This window comes from Micromonospora sp. WMMD735 (assembly GCF_049178995.1).
In the GTDB taxonomy this organism is placed as follows: domain Bacteria; phylum Actinomycetota; class Actinomycetes; order Mycobacteriales; family Micromonosporaceae; genus Micromonospora; species Micromonospora wenchangensis.
In genome coordinates, this window is record NZ_JBMHMJ010000002.1 from 3,793,958 (window position 1) to 3,814,275 (window position 20,318).

15 protein-coding genes and 1 tRNA gene are annotated in these 20,318 nt (G+C 73.0%); 7 read left to right on the plus strand and 9 right to left on the minus strand.

Annotated features, from left to right (window positions below):
• Positions 1-2: 2 nt before the first annotated feature.
• From ACN268_RS16095 to argS, 7 genes are all read right to left on the minus strand, one after another.
• Positions 3-1,247 carry an MFS transporter gene (locus ACN268_RS16095; protein WP_421483885.1) on the minus strand — a complete coding sequence of 415 codons (1,245 nt, stop codon included), beginning with the start codon at positions 1,245-1,247 and terminating at the stop codon, positions 3-5.
• A gap of 11 nt (positions 1,248-1,258) precedes the next feature.
• On the minus strand, positions 1,259-2,104 hold the full coding sequence (locus tag ACN268_RS16100; RefSeq protein ID WP_421483886.1) for a polysaccharide deacetylase family protein: 846 nt from the start codon (positions 2,102-2,104) through the stop codon (positions 1,259-1,261).
• A 204-nt stretch (positions 2,105-2,308) separates the two neighbouring features.
• Positions 2,309-5,581: an efflux RND transporter permease subunit gene (locus tag ACN268_RS16105; protein WP_421483887.1), complete on the minus strand. Its 3,273-nt coding sequence runs from the start codon at positions 5,579-5,581 to the stop codon at positions 2,309-2,311.
• A gap of 152 nt (positions 5,582-5,733) precedes the next feature.
• Positions 5,734-6,783, minus strand: coding sequence for a threonine synthase (gene thrC, locus ACN268_RS16110; RefSeq protein WP_145921470.1), 1,050 nt, complete (start codon positions 6,781-6,783; stop codon positions 5,734-5,736).
• A 114-nt stretch (positions 6,784-6,897) separates the two neighbouring features.
• Entirely contained in the window at positions 6,898-8,211 is a 1,314-nt protein-coding gene (locus ACN268_RS16115; protein WP_204926961.1) for a homoserine dehydrogenase, read from the minus strand.
• Positions 8,212-8,219: 8 nt separating this feature from the next.
• A complete protein-coding gene (gene lysA / locus ACN268_RS16120) occupies positions 8,220-9,605 on the minus strand; it encodes a diaminopimelate decarboxylase (RefSeq protein WP_421483888.1) in 1,386 nt (461 codons plus the stop codon).
• Positions 9,606-9,610: 5 nt separating this feature from the next.
• The gene (gene argS / locus ACN268_RS16125) at positions 9,611-11,275 is read right to left on the minus strand and encodes an arginine--tRNA ligase (protein WP_421483889.1); all 1,665 of its coding nucleotides are present in this window, start codon (positions 11,273-11,275) and stop codon (positions 9,611-9,613) included.
• Between the two features lie 98 nt (positions 11,276-11,373).
• Here argS and ACN268_RS16130 point away from each other — a divergent pair, with 98 nt between their 5' ends.
• From ACN268_RS16130 to ACN268_RS16145, 4 genes are all read left to right on the plus strand, one after another.
• Positions 11,374-12,189, plus strand: a complete 816-nt coding sequence (locus tag ACN268_RS16130) for a DUF3105 domain-containing protein (RefSeq protein ID WP_421483890.1) — start codon at positions 11,374-11,376, stop codon at positions 12,187-12,189.
• 10 nt (positions 12,190-12,199) lie between these two features.
• The gene (locus ACN268_RS16135; RefSeq protein WP_421483891.1) at positions 12,200-12,865 is read left to right on the plus strand and encodes a DUF305 domain-containing protein; all 666 of its coding nucleotides are present in this window, start codon (positions 12,200-12,202) and stop codon (positions 12,863-12,865) included.
• 184 nt (positions 12,866-13,049) lie between these two features.
• On the plus strand, positions 13,050-13,745 hold the full coding sequence (locus ACN268_RS16140; RefSeq protein ID WP_421483892.1) for a winged helix-turn-helix domain-containing protein: 696 nt from the start codon (positions 13,050-13,052) through the stop codon (positions 13,743-13,745).
• Positions 13,746-14,035: 290 nt separating this feature from the next.
• Positions 14,036-14,110 (plus strand) — tRNA-Arg (locus tag ACN268_RS16145).
• Between the two features lie 311 nt (positions 14,111-14,421).
• Here ACN268_RS16145 and ligD read toward each other — a convergent pair.
• On the minus strand, positions 14,422-15,381 hold the full coding sequence (ligD, locus tag ACN268_RS16150; RefSeq protein WP_421483893.1) for a non-homologous end-joining DNA ligase: 960 nt from the start codon (positions 15,379-15,381) through the stop codon (positions 14,422-14,424).
• A gap of 313 nt (positions 15,382-15,694) precedes the next feature.
• Here ligD and ACN268_RS16155 point away from each other — a divergent pair, with 313 nt between their 5' ends.
• The 3 genes from ACN268_RS16155 (at position 15,695) to ACN268_RS16165 (ending at position 18,909) form a co-directional block, all read left to right on the plus strand.
• The gene (locus ACN268_RS16155; protein ID WP_421486911.1) at positions 15,695-16,027 is read left to right on the plus strand and encodes a winged helix-turn-helix transcriptional regulator; all 333 of its coding nucleotides are present in this window, start codon (positions 15,695-15,697) and stop codon (positions 16,025-16,027) included.
• Between the two features lie 85 nt (positions 16,028-16,112).
• Positions 16,113-16,700 carry a TetR/AcrR family transcriptional regulator gene (locus ACN268_RS16160; RefSeq protein ID WP_421483894.1) on the plus strand — a complete coding sequence of 196 codons (588 nt, stop codon included), beginning with the start codon at positions 16,113-16,115 and terminating at the stop codon, positions 16,698-16,700.
• Between the two features lie 13 nt (positions 16,701-16,713).
• Positions 16,714-18,909, plus strand: a complete 2,196-nt coding sequence (locus tag ACN268_RS16165; protein ID WP_421483895.1) for an MMPL family transporter — start codon at positions 16,714-16,716, stop codon at positions 18,907-18,909.
• A gap of 103 nt (positions 18,910-19,012) precedes the next feature.
• On the opposite strand, the gene ACN268_RS16170 is transcribed toward ACN268_RS16165, so the two are convergent.
• Entirely contained in the window at positions 19,013-20,269 is a 1,257-nt protein-coding gene (locus ACN268_RS16170; protein WP_421483896.1) for an erythromycin esterase family protein, read from the minus strand.
• Between the last annotated feature and the right edge of the window lie 49 nt (positions 20,270-20,318).

The window sequence follows — 20,318 nt, forward strand, 5'->3', positions numbered from 1 at the left end:
CGTCAGCGGGCGGTCAGCGGGTCGCCTCCGGTGGCCGGGTCGGTGAGCGAGAGCCGGCGGGTGGCGATCCGCCAGCCCACCGCGTACACGACCGTGACCAGGCCGCAGCCGGCCAGCACCACCCGCTCGTCGACCAGGTCGACCACACCGGCCACCACCAGCTGACTGACCGAGATCGCCAGGGTCGCCAGCATCATGTCGGTGGCGAACACCCGGCCGCGCAGCCGGTCGGGTACCTCGCCCTGCAGGGCGAAGTTCGACAGCACCCAGTTGCTGCCGCCGCCGAAGTGCGCCACGAAGACCAGCAGCAGCACCAGCGGGAACCAGCTCGCCACCGCCGCGCCCAGGTAGGCCAGCCCGTACAGCGACATCGACAGGGCCAGGCCGGGCAGCAGCCAGGCCCGGTTGGTCAGCACCCGGCTCATCAGGATCGGCCCCACCAGCGCCCCCGCCCCCCGCGCCGCGAACAGCAGACCGGTGCCGACCGGCCCCGCCCCGTAGACGGCGGCCAGCAGGGGGAAGACGGTCAGCACGCCGTTGCCCAGCCCCACCGCCGACTTCACCGTCACCAGCGCCAGCACCCGGGGTCGGTGCCGGATGTGGCCCAGCGCCTCGCGGATCGCCGTCCAGGTGCGCGGCGTCGACCGGTCCGCCTCCCGGGCCGCCTGCAACGGCCGGCGGATCAGCGCCGCCAGGCCCGCCGCCGCCACCAGGCCGACCACCCCCACCCAGAAGCAGGCGTACGGCCCGACGGCCGCGGTTAGCACGCCACCGAGGGACGCCCCGACCACGGTCATCGTCCCCCAGGCGGAGCCGGCGACGGCGTTGCCGACGGCCAGGTCGGCCGGATCGAGCACGTTGGGCAGGGCGGCCTGCGCGGCCGGCGAGTAGAACGCCTTCCCGACCGCCACCGCCGTGATCGCCACCATGGCCAGCCAGGCCGTCCCGGCGTCGCGGACACCGAGCAGCAGCAGCACGCCGAGCAGCGTCACGCCGTTCGCGGCCATCATGACCTTCCGGCGGTCGAACCGGTCGGCGATGGTCCCGGTGTACGGCAGCAGCAGCGCCAGCACCCCGGTGTCCAGCGCCAGCACCAGGGCGCCCCACACCCCGCTGCCGGTCAGCTCCGGCAGCAGCACCAGCAGCGGCACCATGACGAACCAGTCGGCGCCGAAGACCACCAGTTCGGCGAGGAAGAGATTGCGGAAGTCCCGGTTACGGACGAGAACGGAGAGCGGAGAGGACACGTGCCCGGACCCTACCCCCCGGTTCGGGAGCCGGTCGGGTGGGCCAGCAGCTCGGAGACCGTGACGAAGGTGTAGCCCCGGTCCCGCAGGCCGGTGATCATCGCGGCCAACCCGCGCAGCGCCACCTGACGGTTCTCCGGGCCCGCGTCGTGGGCGAGCAGGATGGTGCCCGGCACCACGTCGGACACGATCCGCCGGGCGTGCCCCGCCGGGTCGTCCGGGTACTCCCCCTCCACCATCTGCAACGACCAGAGCACGACCCGGTAGTCGAGACGTACGGCGGCGTGCAGCACCCCGCCGCCCAGGTGCCCGTACGGGGGGCGGAGCAGCCGGGGTGGCGTCCCGGTGACCTCGGCGATGGCCTCGTGCGACCGGCGCAGGTCGTCGTGCACGGCTGCGGCGGCCGACCGCGCCAGGTCCCGGTGCCGCCAACTGTGGTTGCCCACCTCGTGCCGGGCCAACCGCCCCCGGATCAACCCGGCGTGCCGGCGCACCCGCTCCCCGACCAGGAAGAAGGTCGCCGGCACCGCGTGCCTGTCCAGAGTGTCCAGGACGGTCGGCGTCCACCGCGGCAGCGGGCCGTCGTCGAAGGTCAACGCCACCAGCGGTCGCGTGGTCGGGACGTGCCACACCACCTGGAGCCCGCCCGAGCCGACGTCCTGCCGCCGGTTACCGACGGTGGCGCTGGCCGGGCCGCCGGACACCGGCAGGTGCCGGTCGGCCAGCCAGGTGCCCTGGGACATGCCGGCGGCCCCCAACGCGACACCCCCGGCCAGCAGCGCCCCACCACCGAGCACCCGCCGCCGGTCCCACCGCCTGCCGCCCGGTTCGGCCGGCTCCGCCCGATCGCCGCCCATCACCCAGGGTGGATCGACGATGACCGACGGTAGAGGACCACGGGGTGACCGTACCCGGTGTCCGGCCCGCTGTCCCGGGTGCGACGCGACGCGCCCCCGGCCCGGTGACCCCGGACCGGGGGCGCGTCGTGGCGCGACGGCGGCCCTGCCCCGACCCGGTCGCGGCGGGTCGGGGGTGGCCGCTGCGTACGCGACCGGGAGGGCCTACTCGCTCGGTGGCAGCGGCGACCGGCGGCTCTTGGGCAGCCGCAGCACCTCGAACTGGTCGGTGCCGTCCACCAGCGCGGCCGACGGGGCCGGCCGGGCCGGTGGTTCGTCCGACGCCTCGGCCGCCGGGGCACCCACCGGCACGGGCACCTCGGCGTCCGGCTCGGCGGGCGTCGCGCTGGTCCCGTCCCCGTCGGAGGTCCGCCCCCGCCGGCCGGCCCGCCGCTCGCGCAGCGACTCCTTGGTGCGTTCCACCATCGTGTAGAGGGTCGGCACCAGGACCAGGGTGAGCAGGGTCGAGCTGAGCAGGCCACCGATCACCACCACCGCCAGCGGCTGGGAGATGAAGCCGCCCTCGCCGGTCAGCCCGAAGGCCATCGGCAGCAGCGCGAAGATCGTCGCCACCGCCGTCATCAGGATCGGCCGGAGCCGACGCCGGCCGCCCTCGACCACCGCCTCGGTGATGCCCATCCCCTGCGCCCGGTACTGGTTGATCAGATCCAGCAGCACGATCGCGTTGGTCACCACGATGCCGACCAGCATGAGCACGCCGATCAGCGCCGGCACACCCAGCGGGGTCCCGGTGACCAGCAGCAGGCCGATCGCGCCGGTCGCCGCGAACGGGATGGAGATCAGCAGGATCAGCGCCTGGGTGATGCTCCGGAACGTCGCCACCATGATCAGGAAGACGATCGCGATCGCCGCCAGCACGGCCAGGCCCAGATCGCCGAAGGCGTCCTCCTGCTGGGCGCTCGCGCCACCCACGGCGATCGTCGCCCCCGGCACGTCCACGTCGTCCAGCCGCTTCTTCAGCTCGGTCGTGGTCGCGCCGAGGTTGGAGCCAGTGGCCGTGCCGGTCACCGAGACGCTGCGCTCACCGTCGATCCGGGTGATCTGCTGCGGCCCCTCGCCCCGGGTGACGTCGGCGATGTCGTCCAGCTTCACCGGGCCCACCGGCAGCGCCCGCAACTGCTCCTCGGTCAGCGGCGGGGCCGCCGTCGTCCGCAGCACCACGTCCTGCTGCCCGCCGTCGAGGGTGACCCGACCCAGCGGGCTGCCCCGGTACGCCTGCGACACCAACTGCCCGACCGCCGCCTCGCTGAGGCCCACCCGGGCCGCGGCCAACCGGTCGACGGTCACGTCGACCCGGGGCACCCGGTCGGCCAGGCTGGTGGCGACGTCCTCGACGCCGGGGGTGCCGGCCATCGCGGCCCGGACCTGGTCGGCGGCCCGGTTCAGGGTGTCGGTGTCGGCGGCCTGGACGACCACCTCCAACTGGCTGCCCGAGGTGCCGCCCTGCCCGTTGTCGAAGCTCAACTCGCCGGCGTTGGCACCGAGCCGGTCGAACTCCCGGCGCAGGACCTCCTTCATCTCCTTGGCGTCGGTGTCGCCACCGAGCGCCACCGACCAGCGGGCGGTGTTGTTGCCGCCGCCGGCCAGCCACGGCTGGTCGTTGCCGCCCGCGCTCACCTGGTAGGTCTCGACCCCGTCGGTACGCGCCAGCACCCCCTCGACCAGGCGGGCGGCCTCGTCGGTGGCGGCCAGCCCGGACCCGGCCGGCAGCTTCTGGCTGATGCTCAGGGTGTCCTGGCCGGAGTCGTCGAGGAAGTTGGTCTCCAGCTTCTGGGCCAGCCCGAAGGTGCCGAACAGCAGCAGGATGCCCACCGCCACGGTGATCCACCGGGTCCCGCGGGTCCGGGTGGCGAACCCGATCGCCGGCAGGTACGCCCGCTGCAACGGGCTGCGCAGCTCCTTGGCCTCGGCGGCCCGACGCACCGCCTCGTCCGCCCCGTCACGCGGCGGCTTGAGGAACCAGTACGCCAGCACCGGGATCACCGTCAGCGACACCAGCAACGAGGCGAGCAGGGCCACCGTCACGGTGATCGCGAACGGCGCGAAGAGCTGCCCGACGAACCCGCCCACCAGCGCGATCGGCGCGAACACCGCGACCGTGGTGAGCGTCGACGCGGTCACCGCCCCGGCCACCTCGCGGACGGCGGTGACGATCGCGTCCCGCTTGGGTTCGCCGTACTCCAGGTGGCGTTTGATGTTCTCCAACACCACGATCGAGTCGTCCACCACCCGCCCGACCGCGATGGTGAGCGCACCCAGGGTGAGCAGGTTGAGCGAGTAGTCGCCGGCCCAGAGGGCGAGCAGCGCCACCACCACCGACAGCGGAATGGACACGGCGGTGACCAGGGTGGACCGGACCGACAGCAGGAACACCAGGATCACCACGACCGCCATCAGCAGACCGAGCAGCCCCTCGGTGGTCAGGCTCTCGATCGACTTCTCCACGAACGGGGCCTGGTCGAACACGATGGTCAGCTCGGCGCCCGAGGCGGACCGCAGGTCGTCCAGCCGGTCCCGGATGTCGTGCGAGATCCGTACGGCGTTGCCGTCCTGCGCGGCCGTGATCTGGACCCCGATGCTCTCCTTGCCGTTGGTGCGGGTGATGGCGGTGGCCGGGGCGAGCTGCTGCTCGACGGTCGCCACGTCGCCGAGCCGGACCGGGGCGGCCTTCGGCGCGGTCGGGGTGAGGGCGATGCTACGCAGCTGGTCGAGGGTGGTGACCGGGGCACCCACCTGCACCGGCAGCGCGGTGGTGCCGTCGACGACCGCGCCGGCCGGGACGGCGACGCCGTTGGACTTCAGCGCGGTGGCGATCGCGGTCGGGCTCAGCTTGGCGGCGGCGAACTTCGCCGGGTCCGGCACGATCGTCACGACCTGCTCGCGGGTGCCGGTGACGGCGACCGTGCGGACCCCGTCGATCCCCTCCAGCTCGGGGACCACCGTGTCGCGCAGCTTGGCGGCGAGGGCCTGCTCGTCACCGCCGCCGGTGGCGGCCAGCACCACGGCCGGCAGGTCGTCGGTGCTGCCGGTGATGACCTGCGGGTCCACGTCGTCGGGCAGTTGCGCGTCGACCCGGCTCAGCGCGGTCTGCATCTTGTTGGCCACGTCGTCGACGTCGGTGCCGAAGACGAACTCCACGGCGATCGTCGCCGACCCCTCCCGCGAGGTGGAGGTGACCTTCTCCAGCCCGGGGATGCTCTGGAGGCTGTTCTCGATCGGCTCGGTCACCTGCGCCTCGACGATCTCCGGCGAGGCACCCGGGTAGACCGCGACGACGAACGCGCCGGGGAACTCCAGCGAGGGCAGCAACTGCTGCTTGAGCGAGGGGACGGTGAACGCCCCGAACGCCGCGGTCACCACCGCGATCAGGGCGACGAGCCCCCGGTTGGCGAGGCTGGATCTGGCGAGCAGCGACATCGGCGTGGCTCACTCCTGGGAGAGGGGATGGGCGTGGGGAAAGTCTGCCCGACCCGGTATTCCCTACCCGTAACGGGGTGGTCACGTCATCCGCCGGCCGGGTCGACGGGGACGGCACGGGGCCGGCGCCGCCGCCCGGGGCGGGGTCAGGATCAGGCGAGGTCGAGCGAGCGGGCGGCGGTGAGGGCGTCGTTGGCGATGGTGATCGGGGCGGGCGCGGTGGAGATCGCCCACTCCGGGTCCTTCAGGCCGTGACCGGTGACCGTGCAGACCACCGTCGCCCCGGCCGGCACCCGACCCTCGGCCCCCTGCTGGAGCAGACCCGCCACGCTGGCCGCGCTGCCCAGCTCGACGAAGACCCCCACCTCCCGGGCCAGCAGCCGGTACGCCGCCAGGATCTCCCGGTCGGTCACCGCGGCGATCAGGCCCTGCGAGGCGTCCCGGGCGTCGAGCGCCTTGGTCCAGCTCGCCGGGTTGCCGATCCGGATGGCGGTGGCGATCGTCGACGGCTCCGGCACCACCTGGCCGCTGACGATCGGGGCCGCCCCGGCGGCCTGGAAGCCGTACATCTTCGGGGCGCGGGTGGCGTTGCCGTCCCGCAGGTCCTCCGAGTAGCCCATCCAGTAGGCGGAGATGTTGCCGGCGTTGCCGACCGGCAGGCAGTGGATGTCGGGGGCGTCACCGAGCGCCTCGACGATCTCGAAGGCGGCCGTCTTCTGGCCGTGCAGCCGGTCCGGGTTGACCGAGTTGACCAGGGCCACCGGGAAGTCCTGGGCGAGCTTGGAGGCCAGCGCCAGGCAGTCGTCGAAGTTGCCCTGCACCTGGAGCAGCTTGGCCCCGTGCACCAGCGCCTGGGCCAGCTTGCCCAGCGCGATCTTGCCCTGCGGCACCAGCACCGCGCAGGTGATCCCGGCGCGGGCCGCGTACGCGGCGGCGGAGGCGCTGGTGTTGCCGGTGGAGGCGCAGATGATCGCCTTGTCGCCGGCCTCGACGGCCTTGGAGACGGCGACGGTCATCCCGCGGTCCTTGAACGAGCCGGTCGGGTTGGCCCCCTCGACCTTGAGGTAGACGTCCGCGCCGAGCCGGGCCGAGAGCGCCGGCGCGGGCAGCAGCGGGGTGTTCCCCTCGTGCAGGGTGACCACGGGCGTGGCGTCGGTGACCGGCAGCCGGTCCCGGTACGTCTCGATCAGGCCCCGCCACATGTCGCTCTCCTCGCCTCTGCCGCCCCGGCCGTGCCGGGGCCCCTGCCAGCCTGGACCAGCCTCGTCGACCGGGCCCCGGCACACCCGTCGATAACCATCAGGCGAGACGCCGGGTCATGCCCCGCCCTCGACCCGCAGCACGCTCGCCACCGACCGGACGATGTCCAGCCCGCGCAGCTCCCCCACCGTCGCGGCGAGCGCGGCGTCCGGGGCGACGTGGGTGACGATGACCAGGTCGGCGTCCTCGCCACGGCCGGCCGGACCGCCGCCGGCCGGCCCCTGCCGGACGGTGGCGATGGACACGTCGTGCCTGGCGAACACCCCGGCCACCGCCTGGAGCACCCCCGGCCGGTCGACCACGTCGAGGCTGATGTGGTAGCGGGTCAACGCCTCGCCCATCGGCCGGACCGCCAGGTCGGCGTAGGCGGACTCGCTGGCCGCGTGGGCACCGGCGAGCCGGTTACGGGACACCGCGACCACGTCGCCGAGGACCGCGCTGGCCGTCGGCGCGCCACCGGCCCCCCGACCGTAGAACATCAGCTGCCCGGCCGCCTCGGCCTCGACGAAGACCGCGTTGAACGCGTCGCCGACGCTGGCCAGCGGGTGGGTCAGCGGGATCATCGCGGGGTGCACCCGGACGCTGACCGTCTCCCGACCGGCGGCGTCGGTGCCCCGGGCGGCGATGCAGAGCAGCTTGATGGTGCAGCCCATCGCCTTGGCGCTGGCCATGTCGGCGACGGTGACCTCGGTGATGCCCTCGCGGTGCACGTCGGCGGCGGTGACCCGGGTGTGGAAGGCCAGCGAGGCCAGGATGGCGGCCTTCGCGGCGGCGTCGAAGCCCTCCACGTCGGCGGTCGGGTCGGCCTCGGCATACCCCAGCTCGGTCGCCTCGTCCAGCGCCTCGGCGAAGCCGGCGCCGGTGGCGTCCATCGCGGAGAGGATGAAGTTGGTGGTGCCGTTGACGATGCCGGTGACCCGGTTGATCCGGTCGCCGTGCAGCGACTCGCGCAGCGGGCGTAGCAGCGGGATCGCCCCGGCGACGGACGCCTCGTAGTAGAGGTCGGCCCCGCCCTCGGCCGCCGCGTCGTGCAGTGACGCGCCGTCCTCGGCGAGCAGCGCCTTGTTGGCGGTGACCACGCTCTTGCCGGCGCGCAGCGCCTCCACCAGCCAGCTCCGCGCCGGCTCGATGCCACCGACCACCTCGACGACGACGTCCACGTCGTCGCGTTTGATCAGGCCGAGCGGGTCGGTGGTGAACAGCGCCGGGTCGACGGGGAGGTCACCCCGATCCCGGCCGAGCCGGCGCACGGCGATACCGGCGATCTCCAGCGGAGCGCCGATCCGGGCGGCCAGGTCGGCGGCCTGCTCGTGCAGCAGCCGGACCACCTCGCTACCGACCGTTCCGCAGCCGAGCAGGGCCAAGCGCACAGGTGACGTCATCCCACATCCAAAGCGAGCAGGTCTTCTTCGGTCTCCCGCCGTACGATCAGCCGGGCTCGGCCGTCACGCACCGCTACCACCGGGGGGCGGGGCACATGGTTGTAGTTGCTGGCCATGCTCCGGCAGTACGCCCCCGTGCCGGGGACCGCAACAAGATCTCCGGGCCGCACGTCGGCGGGCAGGAATTCATCCTTCACCACGATGTCCCCGGACTCACAGTGCTTTCCCACCACGCGGGCCAGCAGTGGCTCGGCCGTCGACGCCCGGCCGGCGAGGGTCGCCGAGTACGACGCGTCGTACAGGGCGGTCCGGATGTTGTCGCTCATCCCGCCGTCCACGCTGACGTACGTGCGCAGCCCGTCGACGTCCTTGACGGTGCCGACCTCGTAGAGGGTGAACACGGCGGGGCCGACGATGGCCCGGCCCGGCTCGATCGACAGGTGCGGGACGGCCAGGTTCTCCGCCGCGCACTCCGAGTCGACGATCTTGCGGAGCCGCTTGGCCAGCTCCGCCGGGGTCGACGGGTCGTCCTGCGTGGTGTACGCGATGCCGAAGCCGCCGCCCAGGTCCAGCTCGGGCAGCTCCACCCCCCGGGCGTCGCGGATCTGCGCCTGCAGGGCCAGCACCCGGCGGGCGGAGACCTCGAAGCCGCTGGTGTCGAAGATCTGCGAACCGATGTGCGAGTGCAGCCCGCGCAGGTCCAGCACGCCCTCGTCGATGACCGTGAAGGCCGCCGCGGCGGCGGCCCCGCCGGCCAGCGAGAAACCGAACTTCTGGTCCTCGTGGGCGGTGGCGATGAACTCGTGGGTGTGCGCCTCCACCCCGACGGTGACCCGGATCAGCACGCCGGGACGCACCCCGCGTTCCCGGGCCAGCGCGGTGAGCCGGTCGATCTCGGTGAACGAGTCGAGGATGATCCGCCCCACCCCGGCGTCCAGCGCCCGGGTCAGCTCGGCGACGGACTTGTTGTTGCCGTGGAAGCCGATCCGCTCCGGCGGCATCCCGGCCGACAGCGCGGTGGCCAGCTCGCCGCCGGAGCAGACGTCCAGGTGCAGGCCCTCCTCGGCGATCATCCGGACCACCGCCCGGCAGAGGAACGCCTTGCCGGCGTAGTAGACGTCCACGTCGGGGAAGGCGTCCCGGAAGTCCCGGGCGCGCGAGCGCAGGTCGTCCTCGTCGAGGACGTACGCCGGGGTGCCGTACCCGGCGGCCAGCTCGCGGACGTCGAGACCCGCGACGGTCAGCGCGCCGTCAGCGCCGCGCTCGACCTGGCGCGGCCAGAGCTGCGGCACCAGGGCGTTGACGTCGGCCGGCGGACGCAGCCAGGCCGGCCCCCGGTGGCCGATGTCGCCGTGCAGGGCACCGGCTTCGTGGGCACGCATCAGGGCTACATCCTCTCCGGGGCGGAGACGCCGAGCAGGCGCAGGCCGTTGGCGATCACCGTACGGGTGGCGTCGTTGAGCCAGAGCCGGGCCCGGTGCAGGTCGGTGACCTCCTCGTCACCGCGCGGCAGGATCCGGCAGTTGTCGTAGAACCGGTGGTACGCCCCGGCGAGGTCCTCCAGGTAGCGGGCCACCCGGTGCGGCTCGCGCAGCTCGGCGGCGGCGGCGACCACGGCGGGGAACTCGGCGAGCGCCTTGAGCAGCTCGTTCTCCTTGTCGTGGTCGAGCAGCTCGGGACGGAACCCGGCCCCGTCGCCCCGGCTCAGGCCGACCTCGGCGGCGTTACGGCCGACGCTCGCCGTCCGGGCGGCGACGTACTGCACGTAGTAGACCGGGTTGTCCCGGGTGGCCCGGGTCCACAGCTCGACGTCGATGTCGATGGGCGAGTCGCTGGAGTAGCGGGCCAGCGCGTAGCGGGAGGCGTCCACCCCGATCGCGTCGACCAGGTCCTCCAGGGTGACCACGGTGCCGGCGCGCTTGCTCATCCGCAGCGGCACGCCGTCGCGGACCAGATTGACCAGCTGGCCGATGAGGATCTCCAGGTTGACCGCCGGGTCGTCGCCGAAGCAGGCGGACATCGCCTTCATCCGCCCGATATAGCCGTGGTGGTCGGCGCCCAGCATGATCACGACCCGCTCGAAGCCGCGTTCCCGCTTGTCCAGGTAGTAGGCGCAGTCGGCGGCGAAGTACGTCCACTCGCCGTTGGACTTGCGCAGCACCCGGTCCTTGTCGTCGCCGAAGTCGGTGGTGCGCAGCCAGGTCGCCCCGTCGGCCTCGTACAGGTGGCCCTGCGCGCGCAGCCGGTCCAGGGCGAGGTCCAGCTCACCCCGGTCGTGCAGGTCCTTCTCGTTGAAGTAGGTGTCGAACTCCACCCCGAAGCCGCGCAGCGAGGACCTGATCTCGGCGAACATCAGCGTGACGCCCTCGACCCGGAACACCTCCTGGGCCTCGCCGTCGGGCAGGTCGAGCACGTCCGGCCGGACCGCCCTGACCTGCTCGGCGATCTCGGCGATGTACGCCCCGCCGTAGCCGTCCTCGGGGGCCGGCTCGCCCTTCGCGGCGCACAGCAGCGACCGGGCGAACCGGTCGATCTGCGACCCGGCGTCGTTGAAGTAGTACTCGGTGCCGACGTCGGCGCCGGTGGCCCGCAGCAGCCGGCTGAGCGCGTCGCCGACCGCCGCCCAGCGGACCCCGCCGATGTGCACCGGGCCGGTCGGGTTCGCCGAGACGAACTCCAGGTTGATCCGCTGGCCGGCGAGCCGGTCGCTGCGGCCGTACTCCTCGCCGGCCTCGACGATCACCCGGGCGAGCTGGCCGGCGGCGGCGGCGTCGAGCCGGATGTTGAGGAACCCGGGGCCGGCGATCTCCACCGACTTGATCCCGGCCGCCCGGCCGAGCTGGTCGGCCAGCGCGGCGGCCAACTCCCGGGGCGGGACGCCCACCTTCTTGCTGAGCTGCAGCGCCAGCGTCGAGGCGTAGTCGCCGTGGTCGGGATTGCGCGGTCGCTCCACCGCCGTGTGCGCCGGGAGCGCGGCGGGGTCGAGCCCACGCTCGGTGAAAACGGCGTGGGCTGCGGAGAGGACGACCTCGGCCAGTTCTGCGGGAGTCACCGAACCATGTTATCGGGGGTAGACTCGGGCACTCGGCGGCGACCCTGAGCGTCACCCGGCCCGCCAGATCCCCTGACCGACCGACCTGACGAGGCACGATGAGCATCAGCACCCCGGGCGGCCCGCAGCGCCGTCCGACCGTGGTCAGCACCGGTAAGAAGCCGGCGGCCGGCCGGCCCGCGGCCGACGCCAAGCCCGGGGGCGGCAAGTCCGCGGGCGCGCCCCGGCAGACCTCGGGCGGTAAGGGCCCCCGCAAGCCGATCACGCCGGTGAAGGTGAGCCAGGGCCGGTCCTGGGGCCCGATCGCCCTGTTCGTCGCCGTGGGCGTGCTCGCCGTCTCGATCATCGGCTACGGCGCGTACGCGGCCTTCCAGGGTTCCAAGTCGTGGGAGCAGCGGGCCGCCGACATCGACGGCATCGTCGACTTCCGGGACAAGGACCCCAAGCTCGTCCAGGGTGGCCAGCACCAGCAGGGCGCGATCAAGTACGACGTGCTCCCGCCGGTGGCCGGCCCGCACAACCCGGCCTGGCAGAACTGCATGGGTGACGTCTACGACGCCCCGATCGCCAACGAGCACGCGGTGCACAGCCTGGAGCACGGCACGGTGTGGATCACCTACCGCCCCGACCTGCCGGCCGACCAGGTCAGCAAGCTCCGCGGCAAGGTGCAGGGCGTCGAGAAGGCCATGCTCAGCCCGTTCGAGGGGCTGGACAAGCCGATCTCGCTCCAGGCGTGGGGCTACCAGCTCAAGGTCGACAACGCCGACGACAGCCGGATCGACGAGTTCATCAAGACCCTGCGGGTGAACGCCTCGGTCGAGGGCCCGAACGCCAACTGCGGTCAGGGCATCACGGCCACCGGCACCGCCCCGCGCGACAACCTCCCGCAGCAACAGCAGCAGCCCACCCAGTGAGGACGTGGCGATGACCGCTCCCGCGACGACCGACACGCCGCCCGTCGAGCCCCCGGTCACCTCCGCAGGTGACCGGCGGCCCGCCGGCCGTTACGGCGTGCTCGCGCTGGCCGCCGCCGTCGTGGTCGGCCTCCTGCTCGGGTACGCCGGCGGACTGCTCACCCCGACGCTGACCCGGCCGGGGGACAGCTCGGCGGAGGCCGGCTTCGCCCGGGACATGAGCACCCACCACGCCCAGGCGGTCGAGATGGGGCTGATCGCCTTCGACCGGAGCACCGACCCCGAGGTGCGGCAGATCGGCGGTGACATCGCCACCGGCCAGCAGGGCGAGATCGGCACCATGCAGACCTGGCTGCGGTCGTGGGGGCTCGACCCGACCGGCAGCGAGCCCCGGATGGCCTGGATGCCCGACGGGGCCACGGTCGAGAACGGCCTGATGCCGGGTATGGCGACGCCGGAGGAGATGGCCAAGCTGCGGGTCGCCCAGGGGCGCGAGCTGGACGTCCTCTTCCTCCAGATGATGATCAAGCATCACCTCGGCGGCATCCACATGATCCAGGGCATTCTCGACGCCGGCAGCGACGACGACGTCCGCAAGGTCGCCCAGACCATGAAGAACACCCAGCAGACCGACCTGACCAACCTGCAGAACGCGTTGAAGCGCCTGGGCGGCTGACCCGCCCGACCTCCCGGGAGGCCCGCGTACCGCTCCGGCGGACGCGGGCCTCCCCGCGTTCACCGACCCAATGACGGGTTATGGGTGATTTGCATCTTTGGCGAGCTGCGCACCTTTGACGCTCTACGAGAGGTTTCTACCTACATATCGTGACCAGTTGCGATTAGTACTCGTTGCGTAGGACGTGGGGGTTGCACTCAGAGACGCGCGGCGCTCGGTCACCAGCTGGTGCCGACGCCACACCATCGGCGGTGACGGAGCGGTGGCAGCCGCCCGTCGCGGACACCGGCAGGGCGAGTCGGGAGCGCTCAGCCGGCAACAGGAACTCGAACTGATCGACGTACTGCGTGGCGTCCACCCCGACACGTTCGGGCTGGACGAGGAACTCTGGACACGCCAGAGCCTCGCCGCGCTGATCCAGCGCCGCTTCGACCTCACCATGGACACCGGCACCGTCGGGGCGTACCTGCGGGCCTGGGGGCTGGGTCCCCGGGAACCGCGCGAGCGGGCCTGCGGGCTCTGCGTCGGCGCGGTCGAACGCTGGGTACGCGGCGAGTACCCGGCCATCACCCGGGCCGCCCAGGAACACGACGCGGAGGTCTACTGGATCGGCCGGGTACGCCTGCGCGGCACCATGCCCGCCGCCGAGGTGATCTCGGCGGTGTCCTCCCGGGGCCGGGTCCGGTTCATGGTCACCACACCGAGCGTGGACCCGCCGCTGCCCCGCGACTTCGTGCTCCGGCTCAGCGGCGCCGACCAGCACCCGGTGCACCTGATCGTGGACGGCTCCTGGCCCCGCAACGAGTGGCCCCGCCGGCTGCCCCGGCGCATCGTCCTGCACCCGCTGCCGAGCTGCGGACGCACCCTGGCCGCCGCCTGACCACCCCGAACATCGGCCACCGCCACCGGCCTCGGTCCGCCCGACTGGTGGCGGTGGCGGTCCGCCCGACTGGTGGCGGTGGCGGTCCGCCCGACTGGTGGCGGTGGCGGTCCGCCCGGCCGGTGGCCGATCCGCCCGGCCCGGCCGCCGGTGACGCTCCGCCGCCGACGGCCGTCGCGGTCGACACCGGCCCGCCCTCATGATCACGCAGGTCAGCGTGATGCGCCGAGGGGTGCCGGGTGGCGATTCGGTGATCCCGGAGGGGTTTGCTACTCTTCTCAGGTCGCTGAGCCCCCGTAGCTCAGGGGATAGAGCACCGCCCTCCGGAGGCGGGGGCGCAGGTTCGAATCCTGCCGGGGGCACCACGGACGACCAGCACGAGAAGGCCGCTGACCAGGGGAAACCCGATCAGCGGCCTTCGTCGTGTGTCCGGCCGTGTCCGGCCGTCACCGCCCGTGGCGGGTGTCCGTGCCACTGCGGTGATCGACCCAATGTCGCCCCCGTGGCGCTGTCACGGCTCGACGATGCCGCTACACCGGCCCACGAGAGTCGATCACCGCCGGACTGGGCGGGCACCCACGGTGACCCGGTCGCCGCCGGGCGGGACAGGCGTCCCCGGGAGTCGATGCCGGGCAGACGCCCGGCCGGCCACCGCCCATCCCGGGCAGGCGGCGGGTCAGGGGGTTTCGCGGCGGGCCCTGGCGCGGCGTTTCCCCTCGTGCATCGCCTGCACCCGGGGCACCGGGATGGTCCGCCCCTCGGCCACCAGGTCGGCGGGGAGGCGCTGCGGCGCGGGCATCGCCCCGGCCCACGGGTCCCGGTCGCCGAGCATCGCCGGGACGGTCCGCACGGTGAAGTCGGCCGGGGTGACCCGGTCGAGGTCGTCCCAGGCCACCGGGAAGGAGACCGGCAGCCCGGGGCGCATCCGGGGGCTGTACGCGGCGACCACCGTCGCCCCGCCGGCCCGGGTGGGGTCGACGAAGACCCGGCCCCCCCGGTCCTCGCGGATGAAGGCGGTGGTCGCCACCTGCGGGTCGAGACGCTCGGTGTGTACGGCCAGCGCCCGGGTCGCGGCGGCCACCTCCTCGGCGGTGGTGTCCGGGTGCACCGGTACGAAGACGTGCAGCCCCTTGGCCCCGCTGGTCTTCACCGCGCCGGCCAGCCCGACGTCGGCCAGCGCCCGGCGGACCGCCCCGGCGACCCGGGCCACCGCCGGGAAGGCGTCCCCCTCGGGCGGGTCGAGGTCGAGCACGAGGTGGGTGGGCTGCTCGGGGCGGGTCGCGGTGACCAGCGCCGGGTGGTATTCGATCGCCCGCTGGTTGGCGAACCAGAGCAGGGTGCGCCGGTCGTCGCAGAGCGCGTAGGACACCTGGCGGTGCGAGGTCTCGGCCCAGATCGCGGTGCGGCGTACCCAGTCGGGGGTGTATTTGGGCAGGTTCTTCTGCATGAACGGCTCCTGCCCGCGCAGCAGCCGGACCACCGACAGCGGCCGGTCGCGCAGGCCGGGCAGGATGTGCTCGTGTACGGCGTCGAGGTAGTCGACCAGGTCCCGCTTGGTCAGGTCACTGCCGGCGAGCAGCGGCTGGCCCAGGTTGGTCAGGCCCACCCCGTCCCGCGTCTCCTCCGCCCCACCCATCCGCCCACCCTCCCGGCCGTGCCGGCCCGGCGCAACCCCGACACGGTCGACGGCCGGTCCCGGCGTCGGGGTGTCCGTCTGTGACCATGACACCGGCGGAAGGAGACCCCTCGTGTCCCGGGAACACAGCGACGGCCGCACCGGCGGGCAGCAGGACGGCGCTGACCGCGCCGCCACCGGAGCGGACGGCCCCGCCGCCGGGGAGCACGACGGCGCAAACCAGCACACCGTGCGACAACACGACGGCCGACAGCACGGCGGGGACCAGGACGGCGACGGGTGTGCCGGTGGCGGGCGGGACGGCGACTGCACCCTGCGGGAGGCGCTGGACCGGGTGGGCGGTAAGTGGGCGATCGGCATCCTGCTGGCCGCCTCCCCCGGCCCGGTCCGCTTCTCGGAGCTGACCCGGCAGGTCGAGGGGATCAGCCGCCGGATGCTCACGTTGACCCTGCGCAACCTGGAACGGGACGGCCTGTTGCACCGCCTGGTGCATCCGGGCGTGCCGCCGAGGGTCGAGTACCGGGCCACCCCGATGGCGTTGGAGCTGTACGAGCCGTTGCGGGCGCTGACCGCCTGGGCGGACCGGCACCGGACGGCGATCAGCGAGGCGCGGGCGGCGTACGACCGGGAGCACGGCCGGGGGTGAGCGACGCCGCGCTGTGGCGAACGCCACCGACTTGCTCTGACCGATCGGTCAGTGTCTGACCGATCGGTCAGGCATGCTGGAACGCATGATCCGGCGCACCCCCCGCACGCACGGCGAGATCCTCGCCGCAGCGGCCCGGCGGTTCGCGGTCACCGGCTACAAGGGCACCTCGTTGCAGGACATCGCCCGCGAGGTGGGCTGTTCCAAGGCGGCGGTGCTCTACCACTTCGCCAGCAAGGAGGCCCTGCTCGCCGAGCTGATGGCAGGACCGATCGCGGTTCTCTGCGAGCTGGACGAGCGGATCTCGGCGCTGACCGGCGCGGCGGCGCAACGCGTGGCGGCGGAGGGTTTCGTCGACCTCGCGGTGCGGTTCCGAGGTGAGATCGCGCTGCTGCGCGGGGAGTTCCCGGAACTGCTCGCCCAACCGGCCTTCGCCCACATCCAGCGGATCTCCGAGCGGCTGATCGAGGCGATGACCGGCCCCGACGGTGGGCAGGACGCGCGGGTCGCCGCGCTGGTGCTGCTCGCCGGCATCGCCGAGGGGTGCGGCGCGTTCGCCGACATCTCCGACGAGGAACTGCGTCCCGCCCTGCTGGCCGTCGCCCAGCGGGTGCTCGTCACCCCCGCACCGCCGCCACCACGGCCACCTCTCGACCACCAACACCAGGATTGAGGACAAGGATCTGATGGCGACCCTGCTGTACCGGCTAGGCCGGGCATCGTTGCGCCGCCGGCGACTCGTCGTCGCCGTCTGGCTCGTCGTACTCGTCGGCCTCGGCATCGCCGCCGCCACCCTGAAGGGCCCGACGGCCAGCAACTTCACCATGCCCGGCACCGAGTCGCAGCAGGCGTTGGACCTGCTCGCCGAGCGGTTCCCGGCAGCCAGCGGCGCCACCGGCACCATCGCGGTGAAGGCACCCGCCGACGGCCAGTTGACCACCCCCGACGGTCAGGCCGTGGTGAAGGGGGTCGTCCAGGAGGCGGCCACCCTGCCCGGCGTCATCGGCGCGGTCGACCCGTACCAGTCCCAGGCGATCACCCCCAACGGCCGCTACGCGCTGATCCAGGTGCAGTTCGCCACCGGCGCGGACGACGTCACCGACGACCAGCGGGCGGCGTACGAGAAGGTCGGCGCGCAGGCCGAGGCCCAGGGGTGGCAGATCGCCCCCGGCGGTGAGGTGCTCAACGCGGAACCGGAGGTCGGTTCGACCGAGGCGCTCGGCGTGCTCGTCGCCGCGATCGTCCTGATCATCACGTTCGGCTCGCTGGTCGCGGCCGGGATGACCATGCTGAACGCGCTGATCGGCGTCGGGGTCGGCATGGCCGGCCTGTTCGCGTTGAGCAGCGTGGTCGAGCTGACCAGCACCGCGCCGATCCTGGCCCTGATGCTCGGCCTGGCGGTCGGCATCGACTACTCGCTGTTCATCACCTCGCGGCACCGGCAGCACCTGCTCGAAGGGCTCACCCCGGAGGAGGCGGTCGGCCGGGCCGTCGGCACCGCCGGTTCCGCCGTGCTCTTCGCCGGCGCCACCGTGGTCATCGCGCTCGCCGGCCTCGCCGTGGTCGGCATCCCGTTCCTCACCGTGATGGGTCTGGCCGCCGCTGGCACGGTCAGCGTGGCGGTGCTGGTGGCGATCACCCTCGCCCCCGCGCTGCTCGGGTTCGCCGGCCGCCGGGTGCTGCCCCGCAAACTGCGCAACGTCACCCCGGTGGCCGAGGCCACCGACGCCGTGGACGCCGTGCCGGCCGCCGAGGACCGCTCCGGCTTCGGGTTCCGCTGGGCGCAGTGGGTGACCCGGCTGCGCATCCCGGTGATCCTGGTCGGCCTGCTCGGTCTCGGGCTGCTCGCCCTGCCGGCGCAGGACATGCGGATCGCGCTGCCGGACGCCAGCACCGCCCCGGTGGGCAGCCCGGCCCGCACCAGCGCCGACCTGATCCGGGAGGGCTTCGGTCCGGGCTTCACCGGCCGGCTCGCCGTGGTGGTCACCTCGGACTCCCCGCAGGACACCGCCACCGCCGTGCCGCAGGTCGCCGCGCTGGTCCAGCGTACGGACGGGGTGTTGGCGGTGGCCCCGCCGCAGCTCGACCCCTCCGGCCGGACGGCGCTGATCGGGGTGATCCCGAAGAGCGGGCCGACCGACGCGGCCACCGAGACGCTGGTGCACGACATCCGGGACCGGGTGGGCTCGATCGGCAACGCCGAGGTGCTGCTGACCGGCGTCACCGCGATCGGCATCGACGTGTCCGAGAAGCTGTCCGACGCGATGCCGGTCTACCTGCTGCTCGTGGTGGGGCTGTCGATCCTGCTGCTGATGCTGGTCTTCCGGTCGATCCTGGTGCCGGTGAAGGCCGCGCTGGGCTTCCTGCTCACGGTGGCCGCCACCTTCGGCATCACCGTCGCGGTGTTCCAGCAGGGTCACCTCGCCAGCCTGGTCGGCCTGGACAGCCCGGCCCCGCTGATCAGCTTCCTGCCGATCCTGCTGATCGGCATCCTGTTCGGCCTGGCCATGGACTACGAGGTCTTCCTGGTCTCCCGGATGCGGGAGGACTTCGTGCACGGCGACACGGCCCGGCAGGCCACCATCAACGGGATGGGGCACGGGGCACGGGTGGTCACCGCCGCCGCGCTGATCATGATGTCGGTCTTCGGCGGCTTCGTCTTCCTCGACGACCCGGTGATCAAGTCGATGGGCTTCGCGCTCGCCGTCGGTGTCGCCATCGACGCCTTCGTGGTCCGGATGACCATCGTCCCCGCCGTGATGTCCCTGCTGAACGCCAGGGCGTGGTGGCTCCCCCGCTGGCTCGACCGGGCCCTGCCCAACGTCGACATCGAGGGCGAAGGCCTCCGCGCCCACCTCGACAAACACCCGGTCAACGCCTGACCCTGCCGATCATGGAGTTGTGGTGCCGGACGGAACGGGAGGAAAACCCCCGGACCGGGCACCACAACTCCATGATCCACGGAGGAGTCGCGGGGGGACGGGGTTATACGCCGGCGGGGTAGGTTTCCAGTTCGCCTGTGGTGGTGTGGGTGGGGAGCGGGTGCAGGGCGGTGGACTCGTCGCACCAGACGAGGGCGTCGTAGCGGTCGGCCAGCCGGCTCGGCACGTAGTTGCCCCAGCGTTCGAAGGTCGGGTCGTAGACCACCCCGATGGCCCGGTGCTCGACGGTGCCGGTGACCCAGTCGGGCTGGTCGGGGCCGCCGAAGACGAGCACCGCCCGCTCCGGCAGCACCTCGTGCAGCCGCCACTCCACCGAGCCCTCCCGGGCCGGCGGCACCGCCATCACCTCGGCCGGTGAACCCCAGTGCGGGGCGGCGACCACGGTGCCCCGGTAGCCGCCGAAGCCGATCAGCGTCACCGCGTCCCGGCCGAGGCGTTCCCGGGCGAGCTGGCCGATGTTGACCATCCCGTCGCCGGCCATGTCGGTGGCGCGGGCGTCCCCGATGTGCGTGTTGTGCGCCCAGACGATCCCCCGTGATCCCGGGCCGTAGCGGGTGAGCAGCCGGTCCAGGGTGTCGGCCATGTGGATGTCGCGCACGTTCCAGGAGTCCGGCCCGCCGTGCACCATCGCCCGGTAGTACCGCTCCGCGCCGGCCACCACCTCCGCGTTCTGCCAGGCCGCGAACGCGTCCGGGCCGTCCGAGACCACGTGTGCCCGGGTACGCGCCAACAGCCGGATCACCTCCTCCTCGCAGCGGGCCGAAACGAACCGGCTGGCCGCGCCGTACTCCTCGACCCGCCGGCCGTACGGCTCGAAGCACCGGTACGCGTCCTGCGCCGCCTCCATCGACTTCGGGTCCTCCTCGCCGAGGTAGTCGAAGATGGCCTGCATGGACTCCCACAGGCTGTAGACGTCGAGCCCGTGGAAACCGGCCCGCTCCCGCTCCGGGCGCTCCAGGTTCCAGGCCCGCAGCCAGCGGCAGAACCGGTCCACCTCGGCGTTGGCCCACATCCAGGTGGGCCAACGGGTGAACCGGCCCAGCGCGGTACGCGGGTCCTGCGCGCCACCGGGCGCGCCCACCACCGAACGGTGCACCCGGTCGCAGTCCGGCCAGTCGCCCTCCACCGCCACGAAGTCGAACCCCTGCTCGGCGATGAGCCGTCGGGTGAGCTGCTCACGCAACCGGTAGTAGTCGTGACTGCCGTGCGTCGCCTCGCCGATCATCACCACCCGGGCGTCCCGGGCGCGCTCCAGCAGCGGGTCGAAGTCGCTCGGCGTACCGAGCCGCTGTACCAGCATGGGCGGGGCTACCCGGCAGGGTCGGCCGACAAACCGCCGTCCGGTGCGC

What these genes read in the sequence shown, in the direction of transcription:
- lysA (WP_421483888.1), bottom strand. Translation starts at nt 9,605, where the DNA reads ATGCGTGCCCACGAAGCCGGTGCCCTGCACGGCGACATCGGCCACCGG.
- ACN268_RS16100 (WP_421483886.1), bottom strand. Translation starts at nt 2,104, where the DNA reads ATGGGCGGCGATCGGGCGGAGCCGGCCGAACCGGGCGGCAGGCGGTGG.
- thrC (WP_145921470.1), bottom strand. Translation starts at nt 6,783, where the DNA reads ATGTGGCGGGGCCTGATCGAGACGTACCGGGACCGGCTGCCGGTCACC.
- ACN268_RS16135 (WP_421483891.1), top strand. Translation starts at nt 12,200, where the DNA reads ATGACCGCTCCCGCGACGACCGACACGCCGCCCGTCGAGCCCCCGGTC.
- ACN268_RS16130 (WP_421483890.1), top strand. Translation starts at nt 11,374, where the DNA reads ATGAGCATCAGCACCCCGGGCGGCCCGCAGCGCCGTCCGACCGTGGTC.
- ACN268_RS16105 (WP_421483887.1), bottom strand. Translation starts at nt 5,581, where the DNA reads ATGTCGCTGCTCGCCAGATCCAGCCTCGCCAACCGGGGGCTCGTCGCC.
- ACN268_RS16165 (WP_421483895.1), top strand. Translation starts at nt 16,714, where the DNA reads ATGGCGACCCTGCTGTACCGGCTAGGCCGGGCATCGTTGCGCCGCCGG.
- ACN268_RS16170 (WP_421483896.1), bottom strand. Translation starts at nt 20,269, where the DNA reads ATGCTGGTACAGCGGCTCGGTACGCCGAGCGACTTCGACCCGCTGCTG.
- ligD (WP_421483893.1), bottom strand. Translation starts at nt 15,381, where the DNA reads ATGGGTGGGGCGGAGGAGACGCGGGACGGGGTGGGCCTGACCAACCTG.
- ACN268_RS16160 (WP_421483894.1), top strand. Translation starts at nt 16,113, where the DNA reads ATGATCCGGCGCACCCCCCGCACGCACGGCGAGATCCTCGCCGCAGCG.